This window comes from Providencia sp. PROV150, assembly GCF_028481025.1.
Classification (GTDB): domain Bacteria; phylum Pseudomonadota; class Gammaproteobacteria; order Enterobacterales; family Enterobacteriaceae; genus Providencia; species Providencia hangzhouensis.
In genome coordinates this window covers 405,183-429,085 of the sequence record NZ_JAMPPJ010000001.1, presented here as the reverse complement: position 1 = coordinate 429,085, position 23,903 = coordinate 405,183, and the positions used below count along the sequence as shown (strand labels likewise).

Sequence of the window (23,903 nt, the reverse complement as noted above, 5' to 3'; positions counted from 1 at the left end):
AGATTTTTATCCGCTAGGTATATCATCTGGTGTAATAGATGACTCTGATGGCCTTAACGCGCTAAACTGAACTTCTTTAAATGCAAGTAACTCAATTAGAGACTGCTATCAGCGCCCAATACAACTTTGAGATTTGATATGCAATTAACTCAAACTTTGCCCTTTATGCACATAAATAAGCATTTTTTTCGCCTATTGCCACTTTCATGCGTCTTGCTAACCGCGTGCGTGACAACGTCACAAACGACCACGAAAGGAACCAGCTCCGCATCCGATGCGAAATGGAAAGCACATCAACAAGAATTAAGTCAGTTACGTGACTACCAAACCCGTGGCTCATTTGCCTATAACGGCGGAGAAACAAAAACGTATGCTAAGTTTTTCTGGCAACAATATACGCCTGAAAAGTACCGTTTGTTGCTGACCAACCCATTAGGTAGTCGCGAACTTGAGCTTACCGTTGAACCTGATTTAGCTCGGTTAACCACTAAAGATGGCCAAACCCATATGAGTGACGTTCCAAGCGAGCTTATCTATCAACTTACTGGTATGGAAATTCCCATTGATGACCTAACCGCTTGGTTAACAGGCTCACCGGGACGTGCGACAGACTTTACCTTAGATGAAAACCACCTGCTGAAAAGTGTCACGTTTAAAAGCAATGGTGAAACATGGCAGCTCAACTACATTTCCTATGACAGCAAAACGGTACCTATGCTGCCAAACTACCTAGAGCTACGCCAAGGGGACAGGCTTATCAAATTAAAAATGGATAGTTGGACACTGAAGAAATGACGTTAACATGGCCTTCTCCGGCAAAATTAAATCTTTTTTTGTACATCACAGGCCAACGCTCTGATGGCTACCATGAGTTACAAACTCTATTTCAATTTGTTGATTATGGTGATGAAATCACCATTACAACACGTGATGACGACCAACTGAATTTATTGACTGATATGCAAGGGGTTCCCCCCGAAAAAAACCTAATTTTACGGGCAGCTAAATTATTACAATCCTATTGCCACGATACCTTACAGCACGATGGCCCATTAGGGGCTGATATTTGTATTCATAAAGTATTGCCCATGGGCGGTGGTATTGGTGGGGGCTCATCAAACGCAGCAACAACCTTAATTGCGCTTAACGAACATTGGAAAACACAGGTTTCTGATGAAGTCCTTGCAGAATTAGGTGCATCATTAGGTGCTGATGTTCCTGTGTTTGTTCGTGGACATGCCGCTTTCGCTGAAGGGATTGGTGATATTTTAACCAAAGCTTCCCCTGAAGAGAAATGGTATCTCGTCGCTCATCCCGGAATTGAAATATCAACCCCGATGATCTTCACAGATCCACAATTAAATCGAAATTCTCCAAAACGCTCCCTAGCCGCATTATTACTGGCTCCGTACGCAAATGACTGCGAACCAATCGCAAGAAAACGTTTTCGTGAGGTTGAACAGCTTGTTTCTTGGCTGTTAGAATATGCTCCGTCTCGCCTTACAGGAACAGGCGCATGTGTTTTTTCTGAATTTGAAACACAAGCGGATGCCCTGCAGGTGTTAAATAAAGCCCCATCGTGGGTGCAAGGGTTCGTCGCTCAAGGCGTTAACGTTTCCCCACTGCACAAGTTCCGCGCTGGGATAACCCGTGTATTGCACCAATAAGCCTTGTCGCTATTGGTCAACAATATCTCTCTGGACGCAAGCCTGAGGTTTTTCTCGTGCCCGATATGAAGCTTTTTGCTGGTAACGCTACACCGGAACTAGCACAACGTGTTGCTAACCGCCTTTACACTAATCTTGGAGACGCGGCTGTTGGTCGTTTTAGCGACGGCGAAGTCAGTGTTCAAATTAATGAAAATGTTCGCGGTGGTGATATTTTTATCATCCAGTCAACTTGTGCACCAACCAATGATAACCTGATGGAACTGGTTGTTATGGTCGATGCGCTACGCCGTGCATCTGCTGGTCGTATTACCGCTGTTATCCCTTACTTCGGTTATGCAAGACAGGATCGTCGCGTACGTTCTGCCCGTGTACCAATCACCGCTAAAGTTGTTGCCGATTTTCTGTCAAGTGTAGGTGTAGACCGTGTGCTCACTGTCGATTTACACGCAGAGCAGATCCAGGGCTTCTTTGATGTTCCTGTGGATAATGTATTTGGTAGCCCTATTCTTCTGGAAGATATGTTACAGAAGAATTTGGAAAACCCAATCGTTGTATCTCCAGACATCGGCGGCGTGGTACGTGCTAGAGCTATCGCAAAACTCCTGAATGACACTGATATGGCCATTATTGACAAACGCCGCCCACGTGCGAACGTTTCTCAAGTTATGCATATCATTGGTGATGTTTCAGGTCGTGATTGCATCTTAGTGGACGATATGATTGATACCGGTGGTACTCTGTGTAAAGCAGCTGAAGCACTGAAAGAACGTGGTGCTAAACGTGTATTTGCATACGCAACACACCCGATTTTCTCAGGTAATGCTGTAGACAACATCAAAAATTCAGTCATTGATGAAGTCATTGTTTGTGACACTATCCCTCTTTCTCCTGAAATCAAGGCGCTGAGCAATGTTCGCACCTTAACGCTTTCAGGTATGTTAGCTGAAGCTATCCGTCGTATCAGCAACGAAGAGTCAATTTCAGCAATGTTTGAGCACTAATTCTCCAATATTGGGTTTTAGCGTTCAACCATAATGAAAAAGTCACAATAAAAAATATAAGCCCCTGCAATGTAATTTGCAGGGGCTTTATGATTTTGGCAGGAAAGAAACCATCGATGCCTATGTTTATATTCTATCGCCAATCATAGTGGTGATTTCACGTAATAAAACGATAAAAATAGCCATCTAAAATAACTCACAATCTTCACGACAAAAGAGCAAAATTCTTTGGAATTTCACTCTTCTTAATGCCTAATTATCAAACTTGTTCACCATTATCAGCAATTAATTGCTCTAGGCTATTTATGGATAGCGGTGATTATCTCTGCGTGAATGATATTGTTGTTTTAACTGCCAGTAACGGTCTGCAACTTTTTCACGGCCGCCGATCCTTGCACCGACTAACCATACCATCGCACCGATAAAAATGCCGAATAAGGAACCATTGGTAATAAGTTCTGAAAGGCCTAAGTTAACAATATGAGAGAATAAGTTGACACCAATACTCCCGATCATCAACACCATTCCGATTCCCATGAAGACATTACCAAGAAGATGAGCGCTTTTCCGTTTCATATATACCTCCAGTACCAGTAAACTGATAAGCAAGCATGTGTAAATAAATTCGGTCATACTTTATATTTATGTAATGATTATAGTGCATTAAGTAAAATTTTTTGCGATAGACATCACAAGGAAGGAAGTTAGCAAGAATATCTGTACAAAAAGTGCTTTTTATCAAAAACCCAGAAAATCCGAATAGTTTATTCGGCAATTATAATCATAGTGACTTTTATCTATCACAATTTTGTACATCCTGTATTTCACAAGGTAAACTAAGGCATTATTTTCATAACTGATAGTGAAATCATCGCCGTGAGCAAAATTAAGTTAATTGTTGGACTTGCCAATCCAGGTGCTGAATATGCACAAACGCGCCATAATGCAGGTGCATGGTATGTTGATTTACTGGCTGAGCGCCATAATCAGCCATTGAAAGAAGAAGCTAAATTTTTTGGTTATACCGCTCGCATTAATATGAATGGTAACGATATCCGTCTGCTGGTTCCAACCACCTTTATGAATCTAAGTGGTAAATCTGTTGCCGCTATAGCTAATTTTTATCGCATCAATCTCGATGAGATCTTAGTCGCCCATGATGAGCTCGATTTACCACCAGGTGTGGCTAAAATGAAGTTAGGTGGCAGTAATGGCGGGCATAATGGGTTGAAAGATATTCAAAGCAAATTCGCCAATAACCCGAATTTTTATCGTTTACGCATTGGTATTGGTCATCCGGGTGATAAAAATAAAGTTGTTGGTTTTGTTTTGGGCAAACCGCCTTTATCTGAACAAAAGCTCATTGATGATGCGATTGATGAAGCAGCTAGGTGCACAGATATTCTCCTGGCTGATGGGATGGACAAAGCCATCAATCGTTTACATGGTTTTAAAGCAACCGCATAAGAGTTCATTTCATCCGAATCAACTTTTTGTGTATAATCAGCGCCAATTTCTAAACATTGGGTGCAGCGTGAGACTGCCCCTTGCTATTAAGGTGAGAAACATATGGGTTTTAAATGCGGTATCGTTGGTCTGCCTAACGTGGGTAAATCCACCCTATTTAATGCATTGACCAAAGCCGGCATCGAAGCAGCCAACTTCCCTTTCTGTACAATTGAACCAAACACGGGTGTTGTGCCAATGCCAGACCCACGTCTTGATCAATTAGCTGAAATTGTGAAGCCACAGCGTATATTACCAACGACTATGGAATTCGTTGATATCGCGGGCTTAGTGAAAGGTGCATCCAAAGGTGAAGGCCTAGGCAACCAATTTTTAACGAATATCCGTGAAACCGAAGCCATTGGCCATGTTGTTCGTTGTTTTGAAAACGACAATATCATTCACGTTGCAGGCCAAGTTGACCCTGCCGCAGATATTGAAGTCATTAATACTGAATTAGCACTTGCTGACCTTGATACTTGTGAGCGCGCTATTCACCGTGTCCAAAAACGTGCAAAAGGCGGCGATAAAGACGCAAAAGCGGAATTAGAAGCATTAGAGAAATGTTTGCCGCACTTAGAGCAAGCAGGCATGTTACGCACATTAGATTTATCTAATGAAGATAAAGCGGCTATCCGCTACTTGAGCTTCTTAACATTAAAGCCAACCATGTACATTGCTAACGTTAATGAAGATGGTTTTGAAAATAACCCGTTCTTAGATGTGGTGTATAAAATCGCAGAAGCTGAAGGCTCTGTGGTTGTTCCTGTCTGCGCAGCGATTGAGTCTGATATCGCAGAACTTGAAGACGAAGAGCGCGATGAATTTATGGCGGATTTAGGTATTGAAGAGCCGGGTCTTAACCGTGTTATTCGTGCTGGATATCAGTTATTAAACCTGCAAACCTATTTTACTGCCGGTGTTAAAGAAGTGCGTGCGTGGACTATCCCTGTTGGTGCAACTGCGCCACAAGCTGCGGGTAAAATCCATACTGACTTCGAAAAAGGCTTTATTCGCGCGCAAACTATCGCATTTGATGACTTTATCCAATACCGTGGCGAACAAGGTGCTAAAGAAGCAGGTAAAATGCGCGCAGAAGGAAAAGATTACATCGTGAAAGACGGCGATGTGCTCAACTTCCTGTTTAATGTGTAAGCCTATATTTTAGATTTGCACCCAACTAAAAAGTATCATTAATCAAAAAACAGCATAATATTTAATTTATAAATATAATACTATGCTGTTTTCCCTCCTGTTATATCATAAAAACTCACTATTGGTTCTCCTTCTCTTTCTAAATAAATAGAATCTAGCTTACTTTCATAACAATTTGAATTTACAGGCTAACAAAGCCAAGTTAAAAAATATCAGACTAATGACCGCCCTAAGTCATATCTTAAAATAAAACATTATGGTAAAAAACGACACATATCCGTACTTGTTTACTACTCTGCAGTAACTCTCTTACTAGATATAAAGTAAGCTAGAAGAGCCCGTAACAAAAAATTTAAGCAGATAGAACCCTATAGTGTCTCGGCTATGGAGGTATAAATATTTAGATAAGTAAGGCTATTGATGTAATGATAAGAAGCCACACATCATCTCTGCTAGCTACTATAATGATTTAATTGTATTTTTTTGTAGATTTTTACTCCAAATGAGAGTATTAATTAATCACTTGATTTTACTGTCTTTTTTCTAAAGTCTTTCGTTTTTCAAATTACATAATCACTCCTTATGTGTGTGTTTTTGATTGAAATCAAGTTATTTTGTTACAATCTAAGAGGATTTATTAAAATTTGTTAATTTCAGATAAAAATACTTTTTTTTATGTCAAACCAAGCCTAATAAACTAACAAGCTAACTTCTAAATTTGATTTTAAAAAAATTGTTAAAAACTTTAAATGTTTATAACTTATTGTTAGATAAGAAAAACAACTGAATTGTAAAAAGTGTAAATATAGCCAATTAAATAGACTCTATTCTTTTTCGTGGTTTGATTTAAAAAATACTACTCATTATAATTGTAAGCACTTAAAGGGAATATATAAGAGCACAACAAATTATAAATTATTAAACTGAGACCTTGTTATTAATTATGAGTAAAGTTAATAGAGTCATATCCAAATATGAAACACAAGATAATCTATTTTCTATTTACTGTGGATTAGTTATAAGAAAAATACGTAAAGAGAATGGTATTTCTGCTTGTGAACTAGCAAAACAAGTAAATGTTTCACAGCAACAAATGTCACGTTATGAACGTGGAATAAATAAAATTAGTATTGATATGTTATTTAATTTAAGCGTAGCACTCGATTGTCCATTTGAAAGAGTCATTAAGCTTATTATTGCTGAAGTTCAAAAATCCCCTTCGGATGATGTAATTTCTTTAAAAAATAAGATATCAGCATCTGATACAATTTATTTTTATTAGTCCATTTAAATATATTTTATTTAAATATTTTTTTATTAAAAAAATGCATATAAATATTTATATGTATATCTATACTTATCGTTTGAGGAAAAAATGAAAAAAATTATTTTAGCAACTATGATTTCTGGTTTAATGAGTACATCTGCTTTAGCTGTTGATGCAGGGAGTGGAACGGTAACATTTTCTGGTTCTATTATTGAAGCGCCATGCTCTATTGCTCCTGGTGAAGAGAATCAAGAAGTTCCATTAGGCCAAGTATCTAATGTGACTTTAGATAACGGTGGTGAATCATCAGCACAACCATTTCAGATTAAATTAGAAGGCTGTAACCTAAAAGGTGATAATCAAGTTGCGGTAACTTTCAAGGGAACTGAAGCGGGGAAAGATACAGGTTATTTACAGATTACAGGTGATGCTACTGGTGCCGCAGTGAAGATCATGAATTCATCGGGTACTCAAATTAAAGTTAACTCTGGCGCAAAACAAAATTATGTTGAAGGGAATAACACATTAAAATTCCAAGCATCATTAATTGGACTTCAGTTAGTTGATGCGCAAAGCAAAGTTATTCCAGTAACACCAGGGAAATTCCAAGCAGTTACTAATTTTACATTAGCATATAATTAAATAAATTTTTATAAGATGCTATCTCACCACGGGGTTGATAGACCTCGTGGTGTATATTTTAATGGTTATAATATGATAACAAAGAAAAAAGAAGTTATTTTATCATTGTGTTTTTTTTTACTATTACCCTTTTTTAAAAATGCTTCTGCAAATAACTCAATGGATCTGATAATGCAAGGTAGCATTATGGATACGGCATGTAGTATTGATACTGGTTCTTATGAACAATCCATTGACATGGGAATTTTACCACTATCATTAATACAGCAAAAAGGACAAGGACAAGCACATGATTTTTTTATTACATTAATTGGTTGCAAACTAACATCTTATACAGGTGAACCATGGAAAACATTTGAAGTTTCATTTGATGGGCCTGTTACTGGGGATTTTTTTTCAGTATCGGGGTCAGCACAAGGTATAGCACTATTATTAACTGATTCGAAAGGAGTACATATTTACCCAGGAAAAAAAACACTACCGAACGATATAAAAGCTGGGAAATATATTTTGAATTATCAGTTAAAAGTTATTTCAGATAAAACACCGTTACGTGCTGGGCAGTATCAAACATCACTGCGTTTTAAACTAGATTATTACTAAATAATAAATAAATTATTGTTAGATTTTAGGAATATTTTATGTCTTCGTTACCTATTTATACACCAAAATTAAAATGGTTAAGTATTCTTATTGGATTAACAATCAGTTGTGTGACTTTAACTATCAATGCAGATAATCATATTGAATTCAATACTGATGTTTTAGATTTAGAAGACAAAAATAACATTGATTTAAACCAATTCTCTCGTGCGGGTTATATTATGCCCGGAGCTTATAACTTTACGCTAAAAATCAATAACGAACAAATATCTGACATTAGCATCCCCTATTATACTGGTGAGTATGATCCTGATAATAGTCAGCCTTGTTTATCTCCAGAAATAGTTAAGCTACTCGGGCTTACTTCTGAGTCGCAAAAAAAATTAACATGGTGGCATGAAGGGCAATGCCTTAATGAAAACAGCTTGCCGGGATTATTACTGCGCGGTGATTTAGCTACGTCATCTCTATATGTCAGTATTCCACAAGCGTACCTAGAATACACATCAGAAAACTGGGATCCCCCTTCTCGCTGGGACAATGGAATATCAGCATTACTTATTGATTATAATGTGAATGCTAATGCCACTAATTCCTATAATGGAGGAGCAAATTCATCCTCAGTAAATAGTAACGGTGTCGCAGGTATCAATTTAGGTGCTTGGCGGTTTAGAGCTGATTGGCAAAGCCGCTATAACCATACAACAGGAAGCCAAGGACGTGACCAATCTGATTTCACATGGAACCGTTTTTATGCATACCGAGCTCTATCTGAATTAAAGGCTAAACTCGTACTGGGTGAAGACTATTTGGCTTCAAATATTTTTGATGGCTTTAGATTTATTGGTGCAAGCTTGCAATCTGAATTAAGCATGATGCCACCAAACTTGCGTGGATATGCCCCTGAAATAACAGGGATAGCACAAAGTAATGCTACAGTGACGATCATGCAACAAGGACGGATACTGTATGAAACACAAGTTGCGCCGGGTCCCTTTCGTATCCAAAATTTAAGTGATGCCATAACAGGAACTTTAAATGTTGCCATTAAAGAGCAAGATGGTTCAATTCAAGAGTTTCAAGTTGATACCGCAAATTTGCCATATTTAACAAGACCTGGGCAAGTTCAATATAAATTTGCGCTAGGCCAGCCAACGAATACCGAGCGCCAAAGTGAAGGGGAAAATTTCATTACAGGTGAATTTTCTTGGGGTATTAGTAATGGTTGGTCTTTAATTGGCGGTAGTTTGAATAGCCAAAATTATAATGCGCTATCAATGGGATTTGGGCGGGATTTACTCGCATTCGGTGCACTTTCATTTGATGTTACTCAGTCTATCGCCCGTTTATCCGGTGAAGGGACATTAAGTGGGAGCTCATACCGAGTTAACTATTCTAAACGATTTGAAGAGTTCGATAGCCAGATACAATTTGCAGGTTATCGTTTTTCAGAACGAAGTTATATGAGCATGAGTGATTTCTTAAATACCCAACGAACAGGGCTACGTAACTATGGAAGCAAAGAGCTATACACTATATCTGTAAATAAGAATTTCCAGGATATAGGGTTATCATTATATTTAAATTATAACCATCAGACGTATTGGGATAAAAAAGATAATGATTATTACAGTTTAATGCTATCGAAATATATGGATATCGGCCCAATAAAAAATATGAGTATTAGCTTATCTGCAAATCGTAGTTTTTATAATGGTGTGACCGATGATAGCGCTTATGTATCATTATCTTTCCCACTAAGTAATGGGGCAAATGTTGGTTATTCGATGAATACAAGCCGCTATGATACGACTAATCGTGTTTCTTATTATGACCGATTGGATGATAGAACAAATTATCAGGTAAGTGCAGGTGCAAATCGAAAAGGAGGAACCGCAAGTGCTTTTATTTCACATCAAGGGGACAATGCTCGTTGGTCAGCCAATGCGAATCATATAAATAACCAATATAGTGCTTTTGGCCTTTCCACTTCAGGTGGCTTGACCTTAACAGGAAAAGGTACGGTTGCACATAGAATAAATAATCTCGGGGGAGCACGTATATTAGTTGATACTGATGATGTTCCAAATATTACGATTCGTGGTATTGGTGTTCCTGTTGAATCAAACCGATTTGGGAAAGCAGTTATTTCAGATGTCAGTAGCTACTATCGAAATAAAGCGCAAATTGATTTAAATAAGCTACCTGATGATATAGATGCCCAACAATCTGTTATTCAAGCAACATTAACTGAAGGTGCTGTTGGATATCGTTCATTTTCGGTTATTTCAGGTCAGAAAATTATGGCTGTTATCGTACTTACTGATGGTACTCATCCACCATTAGGAGCTCAAGTAACAAATCATAAAAAGCAAAACGTTGGGATTGTAGGTGATTTAGGTAATACTTATATAAGCGGTGTTCATCCTTCAGAAATAATGAATGTTACATGGGGTAAAAATATGTCATGTGAAATAATTTTTCCCTCTGAATTAATGAATCGAGAAATTCAAGATAATTTATTACTTCCATGCAACGAGGTAGTAAAAGCAATAGTCAAATGATTATTTAGTTTAAATAGATAAAAGTAATATGAAAGGTAATAACCAAATGAATATCAAAAAGACATTAATGAGTATTTTTTTAGGGCCTTTAACCCTAAGTGCTTTTTCAGAGGCTGCGGTATCATTAGATAGAACAAGAGTCATCTTTGATGGAGAGAACAAGTCAATCTCTTTAAATATTAATAATAATAATAAGCAACTTCCTTATCTTGCTCAAGGTTGGATTGAAAATGAAGAAAGTAAAAAAATAACATCACCATTAATTGTATTACCACCAGTTCAACGATTAGAACCAGGAAAATCTAGTCAAATGAAAATTGAAGCTCTACCCGATGTAAAAAACTTACCTCAGGATAGAGAGTCTTTATTCTATTTTAATATGCGAGAGATTCCACCTAAGAGTGATAAACCAAATACTTTACAGATTGCATTACAAACAAAAATAAAATTATTTTATCGTCCAGAAGCAATTGCACCACAGCAAAACAGTGCGCCATGGCAAGAAAAAATGCAGCTTGAAAAGAAAGGAAATCTTGTTTTTGCCAAAAACCCAACGCCTTATTACATCACAATAATTAATGCAGGGGCCCATGCAAATACGGATGCGAAAGAATTTAATCCAATTATGATTGCGCCCTTTAGTGAGATCAATATTGGAATGACAAATGAGCAATTAGGTAATACCCCCGTGATTACTTATATTAATGATTATGGTGGTCGCCCAAAATTAACCTTTGATTGTAAAAATACAATCTGCTCTGTTATTACAAAAAATTTATTAAATAAATAGTAAAGGAATATAAAGCTAAATGGGGACATATTTATGAGCTCAAAAATATATCGTTGGTTACGTTCAAAATATATAGTCATTTCACTTTGCTTAGCCACAGTATTGCCGGCTGTTGCTGACAATAATAATCTATTCAGGCCTACAGATGGTTGGGAGGTTGATGGCCAGCATGGGGTTATCCATGTTTCAGGCTCTTTAACTGAAAACCCATGCGAATTAGCTATGAAATCTAGTAACCAATCCGTTTCGCTAGGAAATTTATCATTTAGTGATCTAAATTCTTCTGAGCAAGTGATGCAACCTATTCCATTCCAAATTGAGTTGTTAAATTGCTTGCAAGTTCAAACTGAACTTCAAAATTTCCAAACTGGAAAAACAGTATGGAGTAGCACACAGCCTGCGGTCAAAATCAAATTTTTAGCGGCAAGTGAACCTGAACATTCAAATATTATTCAAGTCAACGGGGCATACGGCTTTGGGTTGCAAGTAGCAAATTCAGCAGGAGAAATATTACCAATAGGTAAAGAAAGTAACCCAACGTTAATTGCATCGGGCCAAAATAGCCTAATTTATTATGTCTCAGCTATAAGAACGTCCGGTCCACTCATACCTGGTGCTTTTTCTGCTTTAATTGCTTTTGAAATGCTATATGATTAACGTCATAGCATCACGATAATAATTTATAAAATTGATAGGTAATAGCGTAATGCTAAAAAGTAAAAATATTTATTTTTTTAAAATAATGATGCTAGCTTTACTATTTATAATTAATAATAAAACTAGTGCAAGTCCATTAAATCCTAACAGTATATACACCACAAGTAAGTTACATAATCTTATTAATGATGCATACTATACTATACCAAAAACGTTAGGCCCTTATTTTTTATATATTCCAGATGAGATAAAAAACAGCACGAATACTGAGTGTAATATTACAGTTATTGCGACTGGTCGCTCATCGACAGGCTCTATAAGCTCTATGGCAACACCAAGTATTTCTCTACTAGTTGGATTTAGTAGTATATATAATGTAGGTGTTGTTAAATACTATTCAGTTACACGAAACACACCTAAGCACTGTAGTGAAGTATTACCCGATTTCGGCGTTAAGTTTGGGCAGTTTGATGTTAGATATATAAATTTCTTCGATTACCATGCATCAGCAACAGGTTATGCTGATACATGCTTACAAATAATTGTGAATGGAAAAGATGTAGGAACAACCTGTTCAGTTAATGTCCCTGAGATCCCAGTATTGCCTTCTTGCAATGTATCTATGCCATTAACGATATCTCATGGCAATGTCAATTCAAATAATATAAATGGAAATATAGCAAAAATTAACGGGGATATATCGTGTACTGGCGATATGAGTGCCACATTTCAATTTTTACCTGAAAATGAAGTTGATTTATTACATGGTGTAAAAAGTCAATTAGATGTATGTGTCTCAGGAAAATGTATGTTGAATAATTTAGTTCAAGCGGATATTAAAAAAAATACAAACTTAACCTTTTCCGTTAGTTCAACTCTATCTTCATTAGGAAATCCCGAGCCAGGTTCGAGGGTAGGAAATGCTATTTTATCTATTGTAATTAATTAAAAAATTAAATCTAAGTTACTTGAAATTAATTTATTCGATTTATCGATTGGAGTATAAATCATTATGATATTTTTAACTCAAATAATAAAAAAAAGATTACTTTTACTATTTGTAACTCTCACTAATATACTGATTATTTTTTTTAGTAGCTTTTGCCTTGCCGAAACCTATACATTAACAATTAAAGTGGATGTGATTGAAAGTACTTGTGATGTGTATGGTGAAAATGGCCCTGGACAACCTATTGAAGTCTCATTTGGTGAAATAAATCTACACAGATTTACCAGTGAACGTTATACAAAAAACATTGACTATCATTTGGATTGCGGAAGTAAATCATCCAGTAATCCAAATCTTAAATTAAAGCTTGAAAGCTCTAGTGCAAGCTTTAATACGGATTTGCTTGAAACATCTAACCCTAATTTAGGACTAAAAATTCAAGCAGATAATACGCCTTTATTACCTAATGAATATCGTAATTTTACTTACTATGCACAGCCAGTATTAACTGTGTCCCCAGTTTTTCATGAAGGGAAAGAAATTGAACTAGGTTTATTTACCGCTTCTGGAATATTGAAAGTGGAATATCAGTAATAGTTTGTTTAGCTTTCAAATGATTATGCACGGTCGAAATTTTTATCGTGAAGGTAAGGTTTATCTACATCATCCCAAGCCAATCAAGTCAGCTTCACCTATAACGCTCTTTGGCATATTATCCAAAAAAGGGAAATACGACTTTATGTCACTTTATAGTAGTCATTGAGAAGTAAATTTATTGTATGAAATTATTTAACTTTAATAAAAGTACGCTATTTTATTTGATGGATTTAATTAAATGAATATACCGCGAGTACAAAATAAACCATTAAATATAAAAATACTATAAATCAATAAAGCAAAATAACGGTTTAATATATAACACCACAACTTAATGTTAGATCGTTCTAAGTACCGTAAGATTATTGAAACAGCATAAAGTTTGGGTGGTTGCCTTGATTTTATGCTGTTTTTCTATTATTACCTTATCGCAAGGCTAATTTGCGTTCCTATCTTCTATAATCATCGCTGCTGCGCGTTCTGCAATCATGATCGTTGGGGCATTTGTGTTTCCACTTGGAATTTCAGGCATCACAGAACAGTCCACGACACGTAAGTTTTCAATACCATGTACACGTAACCGCAAGTCAGTCACTGATGTTGTAGTATCCGTTCCCATACGGCAAGTTCCCACAGGATGGTAAACCGTTTTACAAAAATTTCGGACAAACTCTTCAAGTTGAGCTTCATCATGGCGCACCGACGCTGGCGGCATTAGAACTTCTTTGCTTAATACTTGTAATGAAGGGCAATCCAATACTTCCAGTCCAAATTTAACTGCCCGTTTGCAACCTTCCATATCTTCAGGTGACGCAAGATAATTAGCATGTATCTTTAGTGGTGCTTGTGGGTCTGCGCTGCGCAATAAAACTTCACCACGGGACTTAGGTTGCAGGTACCCGACCTTTAAAGAAAAGCCGTGGGCGGCGGGTAGAGGTTCGCCAGGAACATCATCCCAACTATCTAAAATAGGTAAAAAATGAATTTGTACATCAGGACGACCTTGGCTGCAACTGTCTTTAAATGCAGCGCCTTCTAAAACGTTAGAGGTGAGCAGTCCACTGCGAAATGCTATCCACTCTACCCCGTGTTTAATCGCATTTAGACCTTGGTCTGCGCCAAATAAGCTAATTGGTTGCTTAGTCGTGACGTTAATTGACATATGTAGGTGGTCATGAAAATTTTGGCCAACAGGCAGATTCACATGAGTATCAATCCCCAACGAAGATAGGTGCTCCTCTGGCCCGATTCCTGACAGCATCAATAATTTTGCAGAGCCCATCGCACCAGAACAAACCAATACTTCGCAACTAACGAATGCCTCAACTTCATGGCCATTTTTCCCTTGATAAGCAACACCAATCGCGCGGCCATCGCGAATTATAATACGGTTCACTTGAGTGCCAAGCTTTAATGTCAACTTATCATTCTTTTCCACTGATTTTAAATAGGTTCTTGATGTACTGGCTCTTTCTCCATTATGCGTTGTCGTCTGGTAAAAGCTTGTTCCTTGCTGGCTTTCTCCATTAAGATCATTGAGATAAGGAAGACCATGCTCTTGTGCTGCACGAATAAATGCCATTGATAATGGGTGCCGGTATCTATTTTCACTGACAGGAAGTGGGCCTTCTGTTCCATGATATTCCCCTGTCAGGCTTTCATTGTTCTCTGCTTTTTTAAACCATGGCAATACATCCGCATATCCCCAACCTTCACAACCATAGTTTAGAGCCCAATTATCATAATCTTGTTTCTGTCCTCGGATATAAATCATTCCATTGACAGAACTACTTCCCCCCAATACTTTCCCTTGGGCAATTTGCATTTTACGGTTATTAGCATGAGGCTCTGGCTCAGTTTCATAAGGCCAGCTCTTTTGGGCGATAATTTTCGCTACACCTGCAGGCATACGAATAAACAAATGGTTATCGCTATCGCCCGCTTCGATAAGTAATACTCTAGATTGCGTTTCTTGGATCAACCGAGCAGCAAGAACACAACCGGCAGAACCCGCACCTACAATAATATAATCATATTTTACTGCGCTCATTTGTCACCCCGCTAAATAAAATAAACAATTTATTTTCATTTGGTTAACAATAGCGCTTTTAATTCATTAATGTATGAACAATATTCCGCATATGTGATTTAAATCAAAAATAATTTCTTATGTAATTATTTTATAATCTCAATAGATTCTGTTTATTAAAGAAAATTTTTAATTAAGATAAATATTTAAACCTTAGCAATATTCATTAATAAATGAATATTTCTGGGCGGTTTAATGCAAGACTTAGCAATACAGGACTAACTGCCTCATCTTGCCCTATTGGCCTTTAATATAGTTAACGCCAAATCATGCCATGCTTTGGCACGACGGCTTTGGTGGTGGTTTTTTACTGTCGCTAAAGCAATATCGTAAGCCAATATTGGCTCAATAACTGGAATAACGGATAATCCCACTGAACTGGTATTCTGCCACATACTATCTGGCAGTAGCGTTACCCCTACCCCGGCTCTTACCATGGCAGTTACCAAATCTAAATGGCTACTGCGTCCGGAAATAGTGGGCTTTTTGCCATAAACACCGCAAGCACTGACAACCAGTTCATTAATTAGAAAATCATCAGAAAAGAAAATAAAAGGCTCATCGACTATTTCACTAAATTTAACAAATTCACGGATCGCGAGTGGATGTTGTTTGCTGACTAATAGCATTAATCGGTCCGTTGAAAAGGGGTGTACTTCAAAGCGGTCATCAGCAAAAGGTAACATCACCGCGGCAGTTTCAACTTCACCATTTAACATTGCCTCACGCATTTTTCGGGTACCTAACTCAAGAATTTTCAGTTCCACCTGTGGGTAACGTTGGCTAAAAGCCATAATAATGTCAGCAAAATAAGTCGATGCTATCACCGGTGGTAGCCCCACAGGTAGTACCCCGGATATAGGGCCCGACCTTTCCTGTAACGCTTTTTTCATACTGCTAAACTGTGAAAGAATTTGCTTCGCATGAGCCAATAAAATGTCCCCTTCCTCCGTTAATTTAACGCCATCGACTTCCCTAATCAGCAAGGTATAACCAAGCTCATCTTCTAATTTTTTAATACTGCGGCTAATCGCCGGTTGCGTTACAAATAAACTTTCTGCCGCACGACTAAAACCATTGAGCTGTACGACTTCAACAAAATAACGTAATGAACGAATGTCCATTGCACCCCCTATGATTTTTAGTTATAGATAGAATGAGTTTAAGTGATTTCCTTTAAAGCACAATAAACGATAAAAATAATTCAATTTAGAATTATTAGCTAAGCAATTAATGGAGATCAGCATGATGAATAAGACGGTTATCGAATACGTATTGGACAGACTTTACCAAATCGGTATTCACGATATTTTTGGTGTTGCTGGTGACTATGCATTCCCTATTGAAGATGCAGTATGTGAAAGTGAAAAAATGCGCTGGATTGGCAACTGCAATGAACTTAATGCCTCATATGCTGCGGATGGCTACGCTCGCGTGAAAGGTGTAGCAGCATTATCGACGACTTTTGGTGTCGGCGAACTCAGTGCTTTAAATGGTATTGCAGGCGCTTATGCTGAACATCTTCCCATTTTTCACCTTGTTGGTATGCCAGCAAGTGGGGTACAAAAAAACCACCGCTTAGTTCACCACACTCTTGGAAATGGTGATTTCGATGTGTTTTATCAAATGAGTCAACACTTAAGCTGTGCTCACGCTATTTTAACGCCTGAAAACTGTATTGCCGAAACAGAACGTTTAATTACAACCGCTTTACAAGAATCTCGACCCGTTTATTTAGGTTTCCCTTCTGACTACGCTGTTATGCCAATTAAAGCAGATAAAACATCTGAAACTATCACTATAAATAAAAGTCATAGCGAGTCATTATCAGCTGCCGTTACAGCTATTGTCGAAAAGCTCACATCGAGTACAAAAGCCTGCATTATTCCTGGAATTTTAACAGCACGTTTCGGCTTAACGACTGATGTTGAGGCTATTATTCAGAAAACTGGCCTACCCTATGCCACTATGTTTATGGATAAAGGGGTCTTAAGCGAATCTAACTCTCGATATATGGGGATTTATAACGGAAAACTAATGAATCCTGAAGTGAGAGAATTTGTCGAGAGTTGTGACTGTGTTATGGGGATCGGTGCAGTATTAACGGACTTCAACTCCGGCAGCTTCACGGCAGCTATTGCCCCTGAAAGCTGTATTAACATTCTTTCTGACCACGTGAAAGTGGGCTCTGCTATCTATCCAAATGTATTGATGAAAGATGTGTTACATAAATTAAAAGAACTTGTGCCCTCACTGAACCATGTTGGGATCAAAGCCCAAGATTTAGGATCTCCACAACAAGGTGAAAATGGCCAAATTACTGCCTCATATTTGTACCCTCGCCTAGAAAAAATGTTCCGTAAGGACGATATTATTATTGCAGAAACGGGAACTGCATCCATGGGGTTAGGTTTTGCTTTATTACCTGAAAATGCACAGTTTCATAACCAAACCTTGTGGGGCTCTATCGGTTGGGCCACTCCTGCTGCATTTGGTGCAGCAATAGCTGAGCCACACAAACGGGTGATTTTAGTAACTGGAGAAGGTTCTCACCAACTCACTGCCCAAGAGATTAGCCAGTTTGCCCGTTTTGGCTTAAAACCCATTATTTTGGTCCTAAATAATGACGGCTATTTAATTGAGCGGCTTTTGTGTAAAAACCCTGAAGCCTATTACAACGACTTACCCCAGTGGAATTATGCACAGCTTCCCGCGGCATTAGGCTGTAAAGATTGGTATTGTCAGCGTGTTACCAACTGTATTGAATTAGACAATGCGATTAAACAAGCCGAGCTATCGAACCATGCGGCCTATATCGAAGTGATCATGGATAGATATGCGGCATCTGAGCTTGCTGAAAAGCTTGGTAAATCAGTAGCATCTTTATATTCATTTTAAATTGACAAATTATGGCAGCCATAGCGCTGCCAATGTATTTATGATTCAAATACCAGCCCTACATCGTCTCGTGACTGATGCAATATTTTTGAAACAATTAATGCTAATTCAAGCAATTCATTACATTTAGCATAGCTTTTAGTGCCAATTTGCTCACGAAAGAATGCAAACTCATAGACCATATGATTGATTGTTGTATCCCGAGATACGCTGGATATTTCCCCGTCAATGCAAACCTCGACTGACTGGCAAAGACTTGGAGCCCCCTTGATACAAATATACCCTTTGGTACCTTGAATAATAAAGTAACCAGGGCTCGCCGAATCTTTCGCTCCCACGCACGATGCAACTGAACGCCCAAAATGGGCGGTTAATATCCCTGATGTATCAATTCCATTAAACCCTTTATTACAAATATAATGGCTACTATCGGGTGCTCCCATCAAGGCCGATAACAAATAAATGTTATATAGATTAATATCATAGAGTGCACCGCCTGCTTGCTGTGGGTCAAAAGCGGCATGAATACGGCCTTGTAAATAGTCATTGTATCGACTTGAATATTGGGAGTAATTACCGTGAATCACTTTGATTTCACCAATTTTATCAATATGTTGTTTGATAAAATGAAATTCAGGAGTATGAATAGACGTAATGGCTTCAAACAAAAAAAGCCCTCTAGTCTGAGAAATGGAAATTAACACCTGCAATTGTTGCCAATTTGGTGTAAACGGTTTCTCGCATACCACATGTTTGTCGGCCATCAATGCATCAAAGGTATACTGAAAGTGCAAATGATTTGGCAAACCTATGTATATCACATCAACATCAGGGTCTTGCAGGAGTTCTTGATAATCAGTATACAACTTTGCTATACCAAATTGTTGGCAAATAACCTGCCCCTTTTCAATACTTTCCTCCCGAACACACAGTGCAACTAGCTCTATCCCCTGCACCTGTATTAAAGCATCAAGAGCCGACATGATTATTTTTCCAGAACCGACCAGCGCGAGTTTCATCTCTGTTATCCATTAAAGAAAGTGAATTTCATTCTGCCATAAGGCTCATTATTTAAGAAATACCTTCGATGCTTTTTTGATAACCTCTGCCATTTCCGAATTTTCCCCTTAAAAATTCAATAAAAACGACGATTTTTTTCGCTGGAGGTTCTTTTATTTATTGCTGGTGTACGAATCAATTTCACTAGGTGAACCAAATAACCGCCATAAATGACGATTAGCTTCCCATTTACAATCATTTCTATTCGCGTTGTCATCAAAACTTTCTTATTTTACATTTCCTATAACCAATTGTTTTATATTAAAAATACTCCACTTTCATTTTTATCACTGAAAAATACCTTTTTAAAACCCTAACTCACCTCACAATTTATTAACAACTTTCTTGAATCATTTTTTATTATTCTCCATGCTAATTTTATTAAATAAACCAATGGTTTACTGTATGAACCAGTCGAGGTTGATATGAAAGAAAATATTGTCACTGCCGTTGATGATGCTTTATTGTTATTGATGCTATTAGGTGAAAAAAACAATCTTGGGTTAAGTGAACTTGCACGCTTATCTGGCATGAATAAATCCAAGGTATACCGCTTATTATGCACATTGGAAAATCGCCATTTCGTACAAAAAAATGAAAATCCGGTTACCTATCATTTAGGCCATCAATTATTAAGCTTGGGGAATTGCGCTCGCCAACAAATTAACTATATTCAAGTCGCAGAGGTTGAAGCAGAGCAACTACGTCAACGTTTTGATGAAAATATTCAAATGCGTATACGTGACAACGATGAAATTTTACAAGTTCTTCATAAGCCATCAGGACAATCACTTCAAGTGCGCAGTGAAGCTGGTAATCGCCGACCGTTAGGATCTGGGGCTTCAGGCAGAGTGCTATTGGCTTACTCACCTAAAGATGTTCAAGCACATTTTATTGAAAAGAACCCCTCTATTGAAAAATCTATTGTAACCATACGCTCACAAGGTTTTGCAATTACCCGAGGTGAATTAACCGCAGGTATTGGTGCGATCGCCGCACCTATCTTTTCACAACATGGGGAATGCATTGCTTCACTGAGTATTAGCTTACCTCTAAGCCGTTTTTCTGATGAAAAAGAACAAGATATGACTGAACAACTGCTTCTGTCTGCTTTACGTATATCGAGGCAGCTCGGTTACGACTCATAATTAATACAATAAAAGAGACAACATCATGCAACCAACAAACAGCACAATACAAAGCCCATCTTCACCACCAGGCTGGCAAATGAACCCGGTTTTAGTAATGTTAACTATAGTTATCATTGCCTTTTTAATGACTTATTTTGTTAATTCAGGCCAATATGAGCGTGATGGCAAGAAAGTTATTCCTGATTCTTACCAAACTATCACTAAAGACATTACGTTAGAGCAATTATTAGGCACTGAGAAATCGGAGGAAGGTACTGCCGCTCCTGTCAGTTTGCCTCAACTATTTAAAGCGATCCCCGAAGGAATTGTTAAGCAATCGCCACTTATATATATGGTGCTATTCATCGGAGGAATGTTTGGTATTCTCAATAAAACAGGGGCTATAGAATCAGGGCTAGAGCGATTGCTCCATGTTACCCGAGGCAATATCTACTTGTTAATCCCTTTCTTAATGATTGTATTTTCCATGGGAAGTACCTTTATGGGGTTGGCCAAAGAGTATCTTTTGGTTATTCCCATGGTTATAGCCTTAGTGAAACGCGTTGGGTTGAATGAACTTATTGGGCTTGCCATTGTAGCTATTGCGGTTAAGGTAGGATACCTCGCCTCCATCACCAACCCATATGCACTTTCTATCGCACAACCGCTTGTTGGTTTACCCGTGTTTAGTGGTTTAAGTATGCGAATTGCGGCGTACCTTATTTTTATTACACTCGGTATTTTATTCGTTTTCTATAGCATTCGTAAAACGACGCTCACAAACTATGTGGTTGAAGAACATAATCAAACCACACAATTAACCCATCGCCATAAACTTATGTTAATTGTCTTAGCTATCGGTGTTGCATTTTTAGTCTATGCCTCTAATCGCTGGCATTGGAAAAATAATGATTTATCTGCTTACTATTTATTCTTAAGTGTTATTTTAACTTGTTGTAGTGGTTTGACCGCAAGTGCCGCCGCTAATGCATTTGTCAGTGGAATGAAAAAAGTCCTCATCGCAGGGGTGTTAATTGGGTTAGCGACTGCTGTCGAAATTATTCTTTCTCAAGGTAAAATTCTTGATACCATTATTCATCAATTAGTTGGGCTTGTCGGTAATCACGGTCCTTATGTTTCATCATATAGCATGTTTATTTCCCAACTATTATTAGACATTGCTATTCCATCTACTTCTGGGCAAGCCGCTGTCACAATGCCAATTTTAGGCCCCGTTGGTGAAATTTCTGGTGTTTCCCCTCAAACAACGGTTTTTGCATTTTTAATGGGTAATGGGCTAACCAATATGATCACACCAACATCTAGTGGGTTATTGATCTTTTTAGCTACAGCCGGTGTCAGTTGGACCACCTGGGCAAAATATATTTTACCGCTTTTTATCATTTTTATGGCAATCAGCATTGGTTTACTGAGCGTCGCCGTTACCATAGGGTATTAGTAAGATGGATATGAAGAATTACCGAATAGAAATGCGTGATGGAATAATGCTATCAACCGATATTTACTTTCCACAAACTCAATCAACTGCATCTTTTCCCGTTATTATAGAGCGAACCCCCTATGATAAAACCGCACCTTCTCGTTCGGAAAAAACGGTATCAGGCCAGCAAATAACACGCCAAGAAATGGCGAAATACTTCAATAAACATGGTTTTATTGTCGTGTATCAGGATTGCCGCGGGCGTTATGAGTCCGAAGGAAAGTTCACAAAATATATTAATGAAGCTGAAGATGGTTTTGATACATTACAATGGATTATGGAACAACCCTGGTGTAATGGCAAAATAGGCTCAATGGGTCTCTCTTATGCCGCTCATACACAATTAGCAATGGCGTGTTTAAATCCACCAGGTTTACAGACGATGGTGCTGGATTCTGGCGGTTTTGCCAACGCCTACCAATGCGGGATCCGTCAAGGGGGGGCTTTTGAACTCAAACAAGCCACTTGGGCGTTTAAGCAAGCTAAACTAAGCCCACTCGCCCAGCAATCTCCCGAAATTTTAGCCGCACTCGAACAAGAAAATATCCATGAATGGTTTACGACAATGCCATGGCATCAAGGACAAACATTGCTTAAACATGTTCCTGAATATGAATCGTATTTATTTGAGCAATGGGAAGAAGAGTGTTTTTCCGATTATTGGCAGAAAATAGGCATTTATGCCGAAGGCTATTATGACCAAATACCGGATATCCCAGTGTTATTTATGTCTAGCTGGTACGATGCCTATGTCAGTTCAACATTAGATAACTACTATGCATTTGTTACCAAAAAACAATCACCGCAAAAATTAATCATGGGGCCTTGGCTACATGGTGACCGTAATATCACGCATAGTGGTGACGCAGAGTTTGGTGATATCGCAGCATTTGACCACAATGTTAGTGAAAGTTGGTTATCTTGCCGTTTAAACTGGTTTGAAACTCACTTAAAGGATGAGAGCGCCAAAAACCATCGTGACGAAGTAACAATATTCATGATGGGTGGTGGAAGTGGTAAACGCAACCAACAAGGACGTATAGAGCATGGGGGAAAATGGCTTAGCCACCATCAGTGGCCTTTGCCAAATACTGAGAAAACTGCGTATTATCTGTGGCCAGATAACAAATTACATCATCAGCCCTACACTAAAACAACTACAATATCCTATTGTTATGACCCTAAGCACCCAGTGCCTACCATTGGCGGTGCCTTAACCTCAGGTCAGCCTATATTTTGGGGTGGGGCTTTCAATCAATGTGAATTACCAAAGTTTTTTGGTAGTAAGCATAATAACTTACCCCTTTCTGCCCGCTGTGATGTATTAGTATTCGAAACCGAAGAATTACAAGCAGATGTCTGTTTAGCAGGTGAAATTGAAGTGTCGCTTTGGATAAGCAGTGATGCATTAGATACAGATTTCACTGCAAAACTTATTGATGTTTACCCTCCCAGTGCCGATTACCCTCAAGGCTATGCCATGAATATTACTGATGGCATCATCCGTTGTCGTTTTCGGCATGGTTATGAACGGAAGGAATTATTAACCCCAAATGAAATTGTCGAAGTAAAAATTAAGCCGTTTGCCTGTGCAAACCGTTTCGCAAAAGGACATCGTATCCGATTAGATATTTCTAGTAGCAATTTCCCTAAATATGACTTCAATACAAATACAGGTAAAACTATCGCGGGTGATAGAACCTGGAAAATAGCTTGTAATAGCCTACATATTTCTAGCGAATACCCGTCAAAAATCATTTTGCCCGTGCTCAACGAAACTTAAAAATAATATAATTAACCAATAAATTTGCCCGCTTTAACTGCC

Annotated in this window: 21 protein-coding genes; 17 read left to right on the top strand and 4 right to left on the bottom strand. The window is 38.0% G+C overall.

Annotated elements, in window-relative coordinates; genetic code table 11:
• Positions 1–138 precede the first annotated feature (138 nt).
• The 3 genes from lolB to prs are packed head-to-tail and all read left to right on the top strand — an operon-like array spanning position 139 to position 2,671.
• Positions 139–795 carry a lipoprotein insertase outer membrane protein LolB gene (gene lolB / locus PSE83_RS02050; protein ID WP_004264131.1) on the top strand — a complete coding sequence of 219 codons (657 nt, stop codon included), beginning with the start codon at positions 139–141 and terminating at the stop codon, positions 793–795.
• Positions 792–1,667 (top strand): 4-(cytidine 5'-diphospho)-2-C-methyl-D-erythritol kinase, encoded by an 876-nt coding sequence (gene ispE / locus PSE83_RS02045; protein WP_272660615.1) that lies wholly within the window; start codon positions 792–794, stop codon positions 1,665–1,667. Before lolB ends, ispE begins: the two co-directional genes overlap by 4 nt.
• Before the next feature lie 56 nt (positions 1,668–1,723).
• A complete protein-coding gene (gene prs, locus PSE83_RS02040; RefSeq protein ID WP_004910604.1) occupies positions 1,724–2,671 on the top strand; it encodes a ribose-phosphate diphosphokinase in 948 nt (315 codons plus the stop codon).
• Between the two features lie 303 nt (positions 2,672–2,974).
• On the opposite strand, the gene ychH is transcribed toward prs, so the two are convergent.
• Complete coding sequence (ychH, locus tag PSE83_RS02035) at positions 2,975–3,247, bottom strand: stress-induced protein YchH (protein WP_004910602.1); 273 nt, start codon at positions 3,245–3,247, stop codon at positions 2,975–2,977.
• Positions 3,248–3,547: 300 nt separating this feature from the next.
• On the opposite strand from ychH, the gene pth reads away from it, so the two are divergent.
• From pth to PSE83_RS01985, 10 genes are all read left to right on the top strand, one after another.
• Positions 3,548–4,138: an aminoacyl-tRNA hydrolase gene (gene pth / locus PSE83_RS02030; protein ID WP_110591647.1), complete on the top strand. Its 591-nt coding sequence runs from the start codon at positions 3,548–3,550 to the stop codon at positions 4,136–4,138.
• Between the two features lie 102 nt (positions 4,139–4,240).
• Positions 4,241–5,332 carry a redox-regulated ATPase YchF gene (ychF, locus tag PSE83_RS02025; protein ID WP_094962511.1) on the top strand — a complete coding sequence of 364 codons (1,092 nt, stop codon included), beginning with the start codon at positions 4,241–4,243 and terminating at the stop codon, positions 5,330–5,332.
• A gap of 943 nt (positions 5,333–6,275) precedes the next feature.
• Complete coding sequence (locus tag PSE83_RS02020; RefSeq protein WP_004264112.1) at positions 6,276–6,614, top strand: helix-turn-helix domain-containing protein; 339 nt, start codon at positions 6,276–6,278, stop codon at positions 6,612–6,614.
• A gap of 93 nt (positions 6,615–6,707) precedes the next feature.
• The gene (locus PSE83_RS02015) at positions 6,708–7,241 is read left to right on the top strand and encodes a fimbrial protein (protein ID WP_094962509.1); all 534 of its coding nucleotides are present in this window, start codon (positions 6,708–6,710) and stop codon (positions 7,239–7,241) included.
• Between the two features lie 72 nt (positions 7,242–7,313).
• On the top strand, positions 7,314–7,844 hold the full coding sequence (locus PSE83_RS02010; RefSeq protein WP_272660614.1) for a fimbrial protein: 531 nt from the start codon (positions 7,314–7,316) through the stop codon (positions 7,842–7,844).
• Between the two features lie 38 nt (positions 7,845–7,882).
• Positions 7,883–10,408 carry an outer membrane usher protein gene (locus tag PSE83_RS02005; protein ID WP_272660613.1) on the top strand — a complete coding sequence of 842 codons (2,526 nt, stop codon included), beginning with the start codon at positions 7,883–7,885 and terminating at the stop codon, positions 10,406–10,408.
• Between the two features lie 28 nt (positions 10,409–10,436).
• Entirely contained in the window at positions 10,437–11,198 is a 762-nt protein-coding gene (locus tag PSE83_RS02000) for a fimbria/pilus periplasmic chaperone (protein ID WP_136135199.1), read from the top strand.
• 33 nt (positions 11,199–11,231) lie between these two features.
• Complete coding sequence (locus PSE83_RS01995; protein WP_004264096.1) at positions 11,232–11,855, top strand: fimbrial protein; 624 nt, start codon at positions 11,232–11,234, stop codon at positions 11,853–11,855.
• 49 nt (positions 11,856–11,904) lie between these two features.
• Entirely contained in the window at positions 11,905–12,804 is a 900-nt protein-coding gene (locus PSE83_RS01990; RefSeq protein WP_272660612.1) for a hypothetical protein, read from the top strand.
• 63 nt (positions 12,805–12,867) lie between these two features.
• Complete coding sequence (locus PSE83_RS01985; RefSeq protein ID WP_004264094.1) at positions 12,868–13,398, top strand: fimbrial protein; 531 nt, start codon at positions 12,868–12,870, stop codon at positions 13,396–13,398.
• A 439-nt stretch (positions 13,399–13,837) separates the two neighbouring features.
• Here PSE83_RS01985 and PSE83_RS01980 read toward each other — a convergent pair whose 3' ends face one another.
• Both PSE83_RS01980 and PSE83_RS01975 read right to left on the bottom strand, forming a co-directional pair.
• On the bottom strand, positions 13,838–15,451 hold the full coding sequence (locus PSE83_RS01980; protein ID WP_272660611.1) for a GMC family oxidoreductase: 1,614 nt from the start codon (positions 15,449–15,451) through the stop codon (positions 13,838–13,840).
• 266 nt (positions 15,452–15,717) lie between these two features.
• Positions 15,718–16,614 carry a LysR family transcriptional regulator gene (locus PSE83_RS01975; protein WP_004264091.1) on the bottom strand — a complete coding sequence of 299 codons (897 nt, stop codon included), beginning with the start codon at positions 16,612–16,614 and terminating at the stop codon, positions 15,718–15,720.
• A gap of 124 nt (positions 16,615–16,738) precedes the next feature.
• On the opposite strand from PSE83_RS01975, the gene PSE83_RS01970 reads away from it, so the two are divergent.
• Positions 16,739–18,388 (top strand): alpha-keto acid decarboxylase family protein, encoded by a 1,650-nt coding sequence (locus PSE83_RS01970; RefSeq protein WP_036958717.1) that lies wholly within the window; start codon positions 16,739–16,741, stop codon positions 18,386–18,388.
• A 38-nt stretch (positions 18,389–18,426) separates the two neighbouring features.
• Here the strand turns inward: PSE83_RS01970 and PSE83_RS01965 are convergent, their stop codons facing one another.
• Positions 18,427–19,407: a Gfo/Idh/MocA family protein gene (locus tag PSE83_RS01965; RefSeq protein WP_004264085.1), complete on the bottom strand. Its 981-nt coding sequence runs from the start codon at positions 19,405–19,407 to the stop codon at positions 18,427–18,429.
• A 465-nt stretch (positions 19,408–19,872) separates the two neighbouring features.
• On the opposite strand from PSE83_RS01965, the gene PSE83_RS01960 reads away from it, so the two are divergent.
• Genes PSE83_RS01960 through PSE83_RS01950 form a run of 3 tightly spaced genes read left to right on the top strand, consistent with a single transcriptional unit; the run spans position 19,873 to position 23,861 of the window.
• The gene (locus PSE83_RS01960; RefSeq protein WP_004264067.1) at positions 19,873–20,595 is read left to right on the top strand and encodes an IclR family transcriptional regulator; all 723 of its coding nucleotides are present in this window, start codon (positions 19,873–19,875) and stop codon (positions 20,593–20,595) included.
• A 25-nt stretch (positions 20,596–20,620) separates the two neighbouring features.
• The gene (locus PSE83_RS01955; protein WP_050763789.1) at positions 20,621–22,036 is read left to right on the top strand and encodes a YfcC family protein; all 1,416 of its coding nucleotides are present in this window, start codon (positions 20,621–20,623) and stop codon (positions 22,034–22,036) included.
• A gap of 4 nt (positions 22,037–22,040) precedes the next feature.
• Complete coding sequence (locus tag PSE83_RS01950; protein WP_004264061.1) at positions 22,041–23,861, top strand: CocE/NonD family hydrolase; 1,821 nt, start codon at positions 22,041–22,043, stop codon at positions 23,859–23,861.
• Positions 23,862–23,903 lie beyond the last annotated feature (42 nt).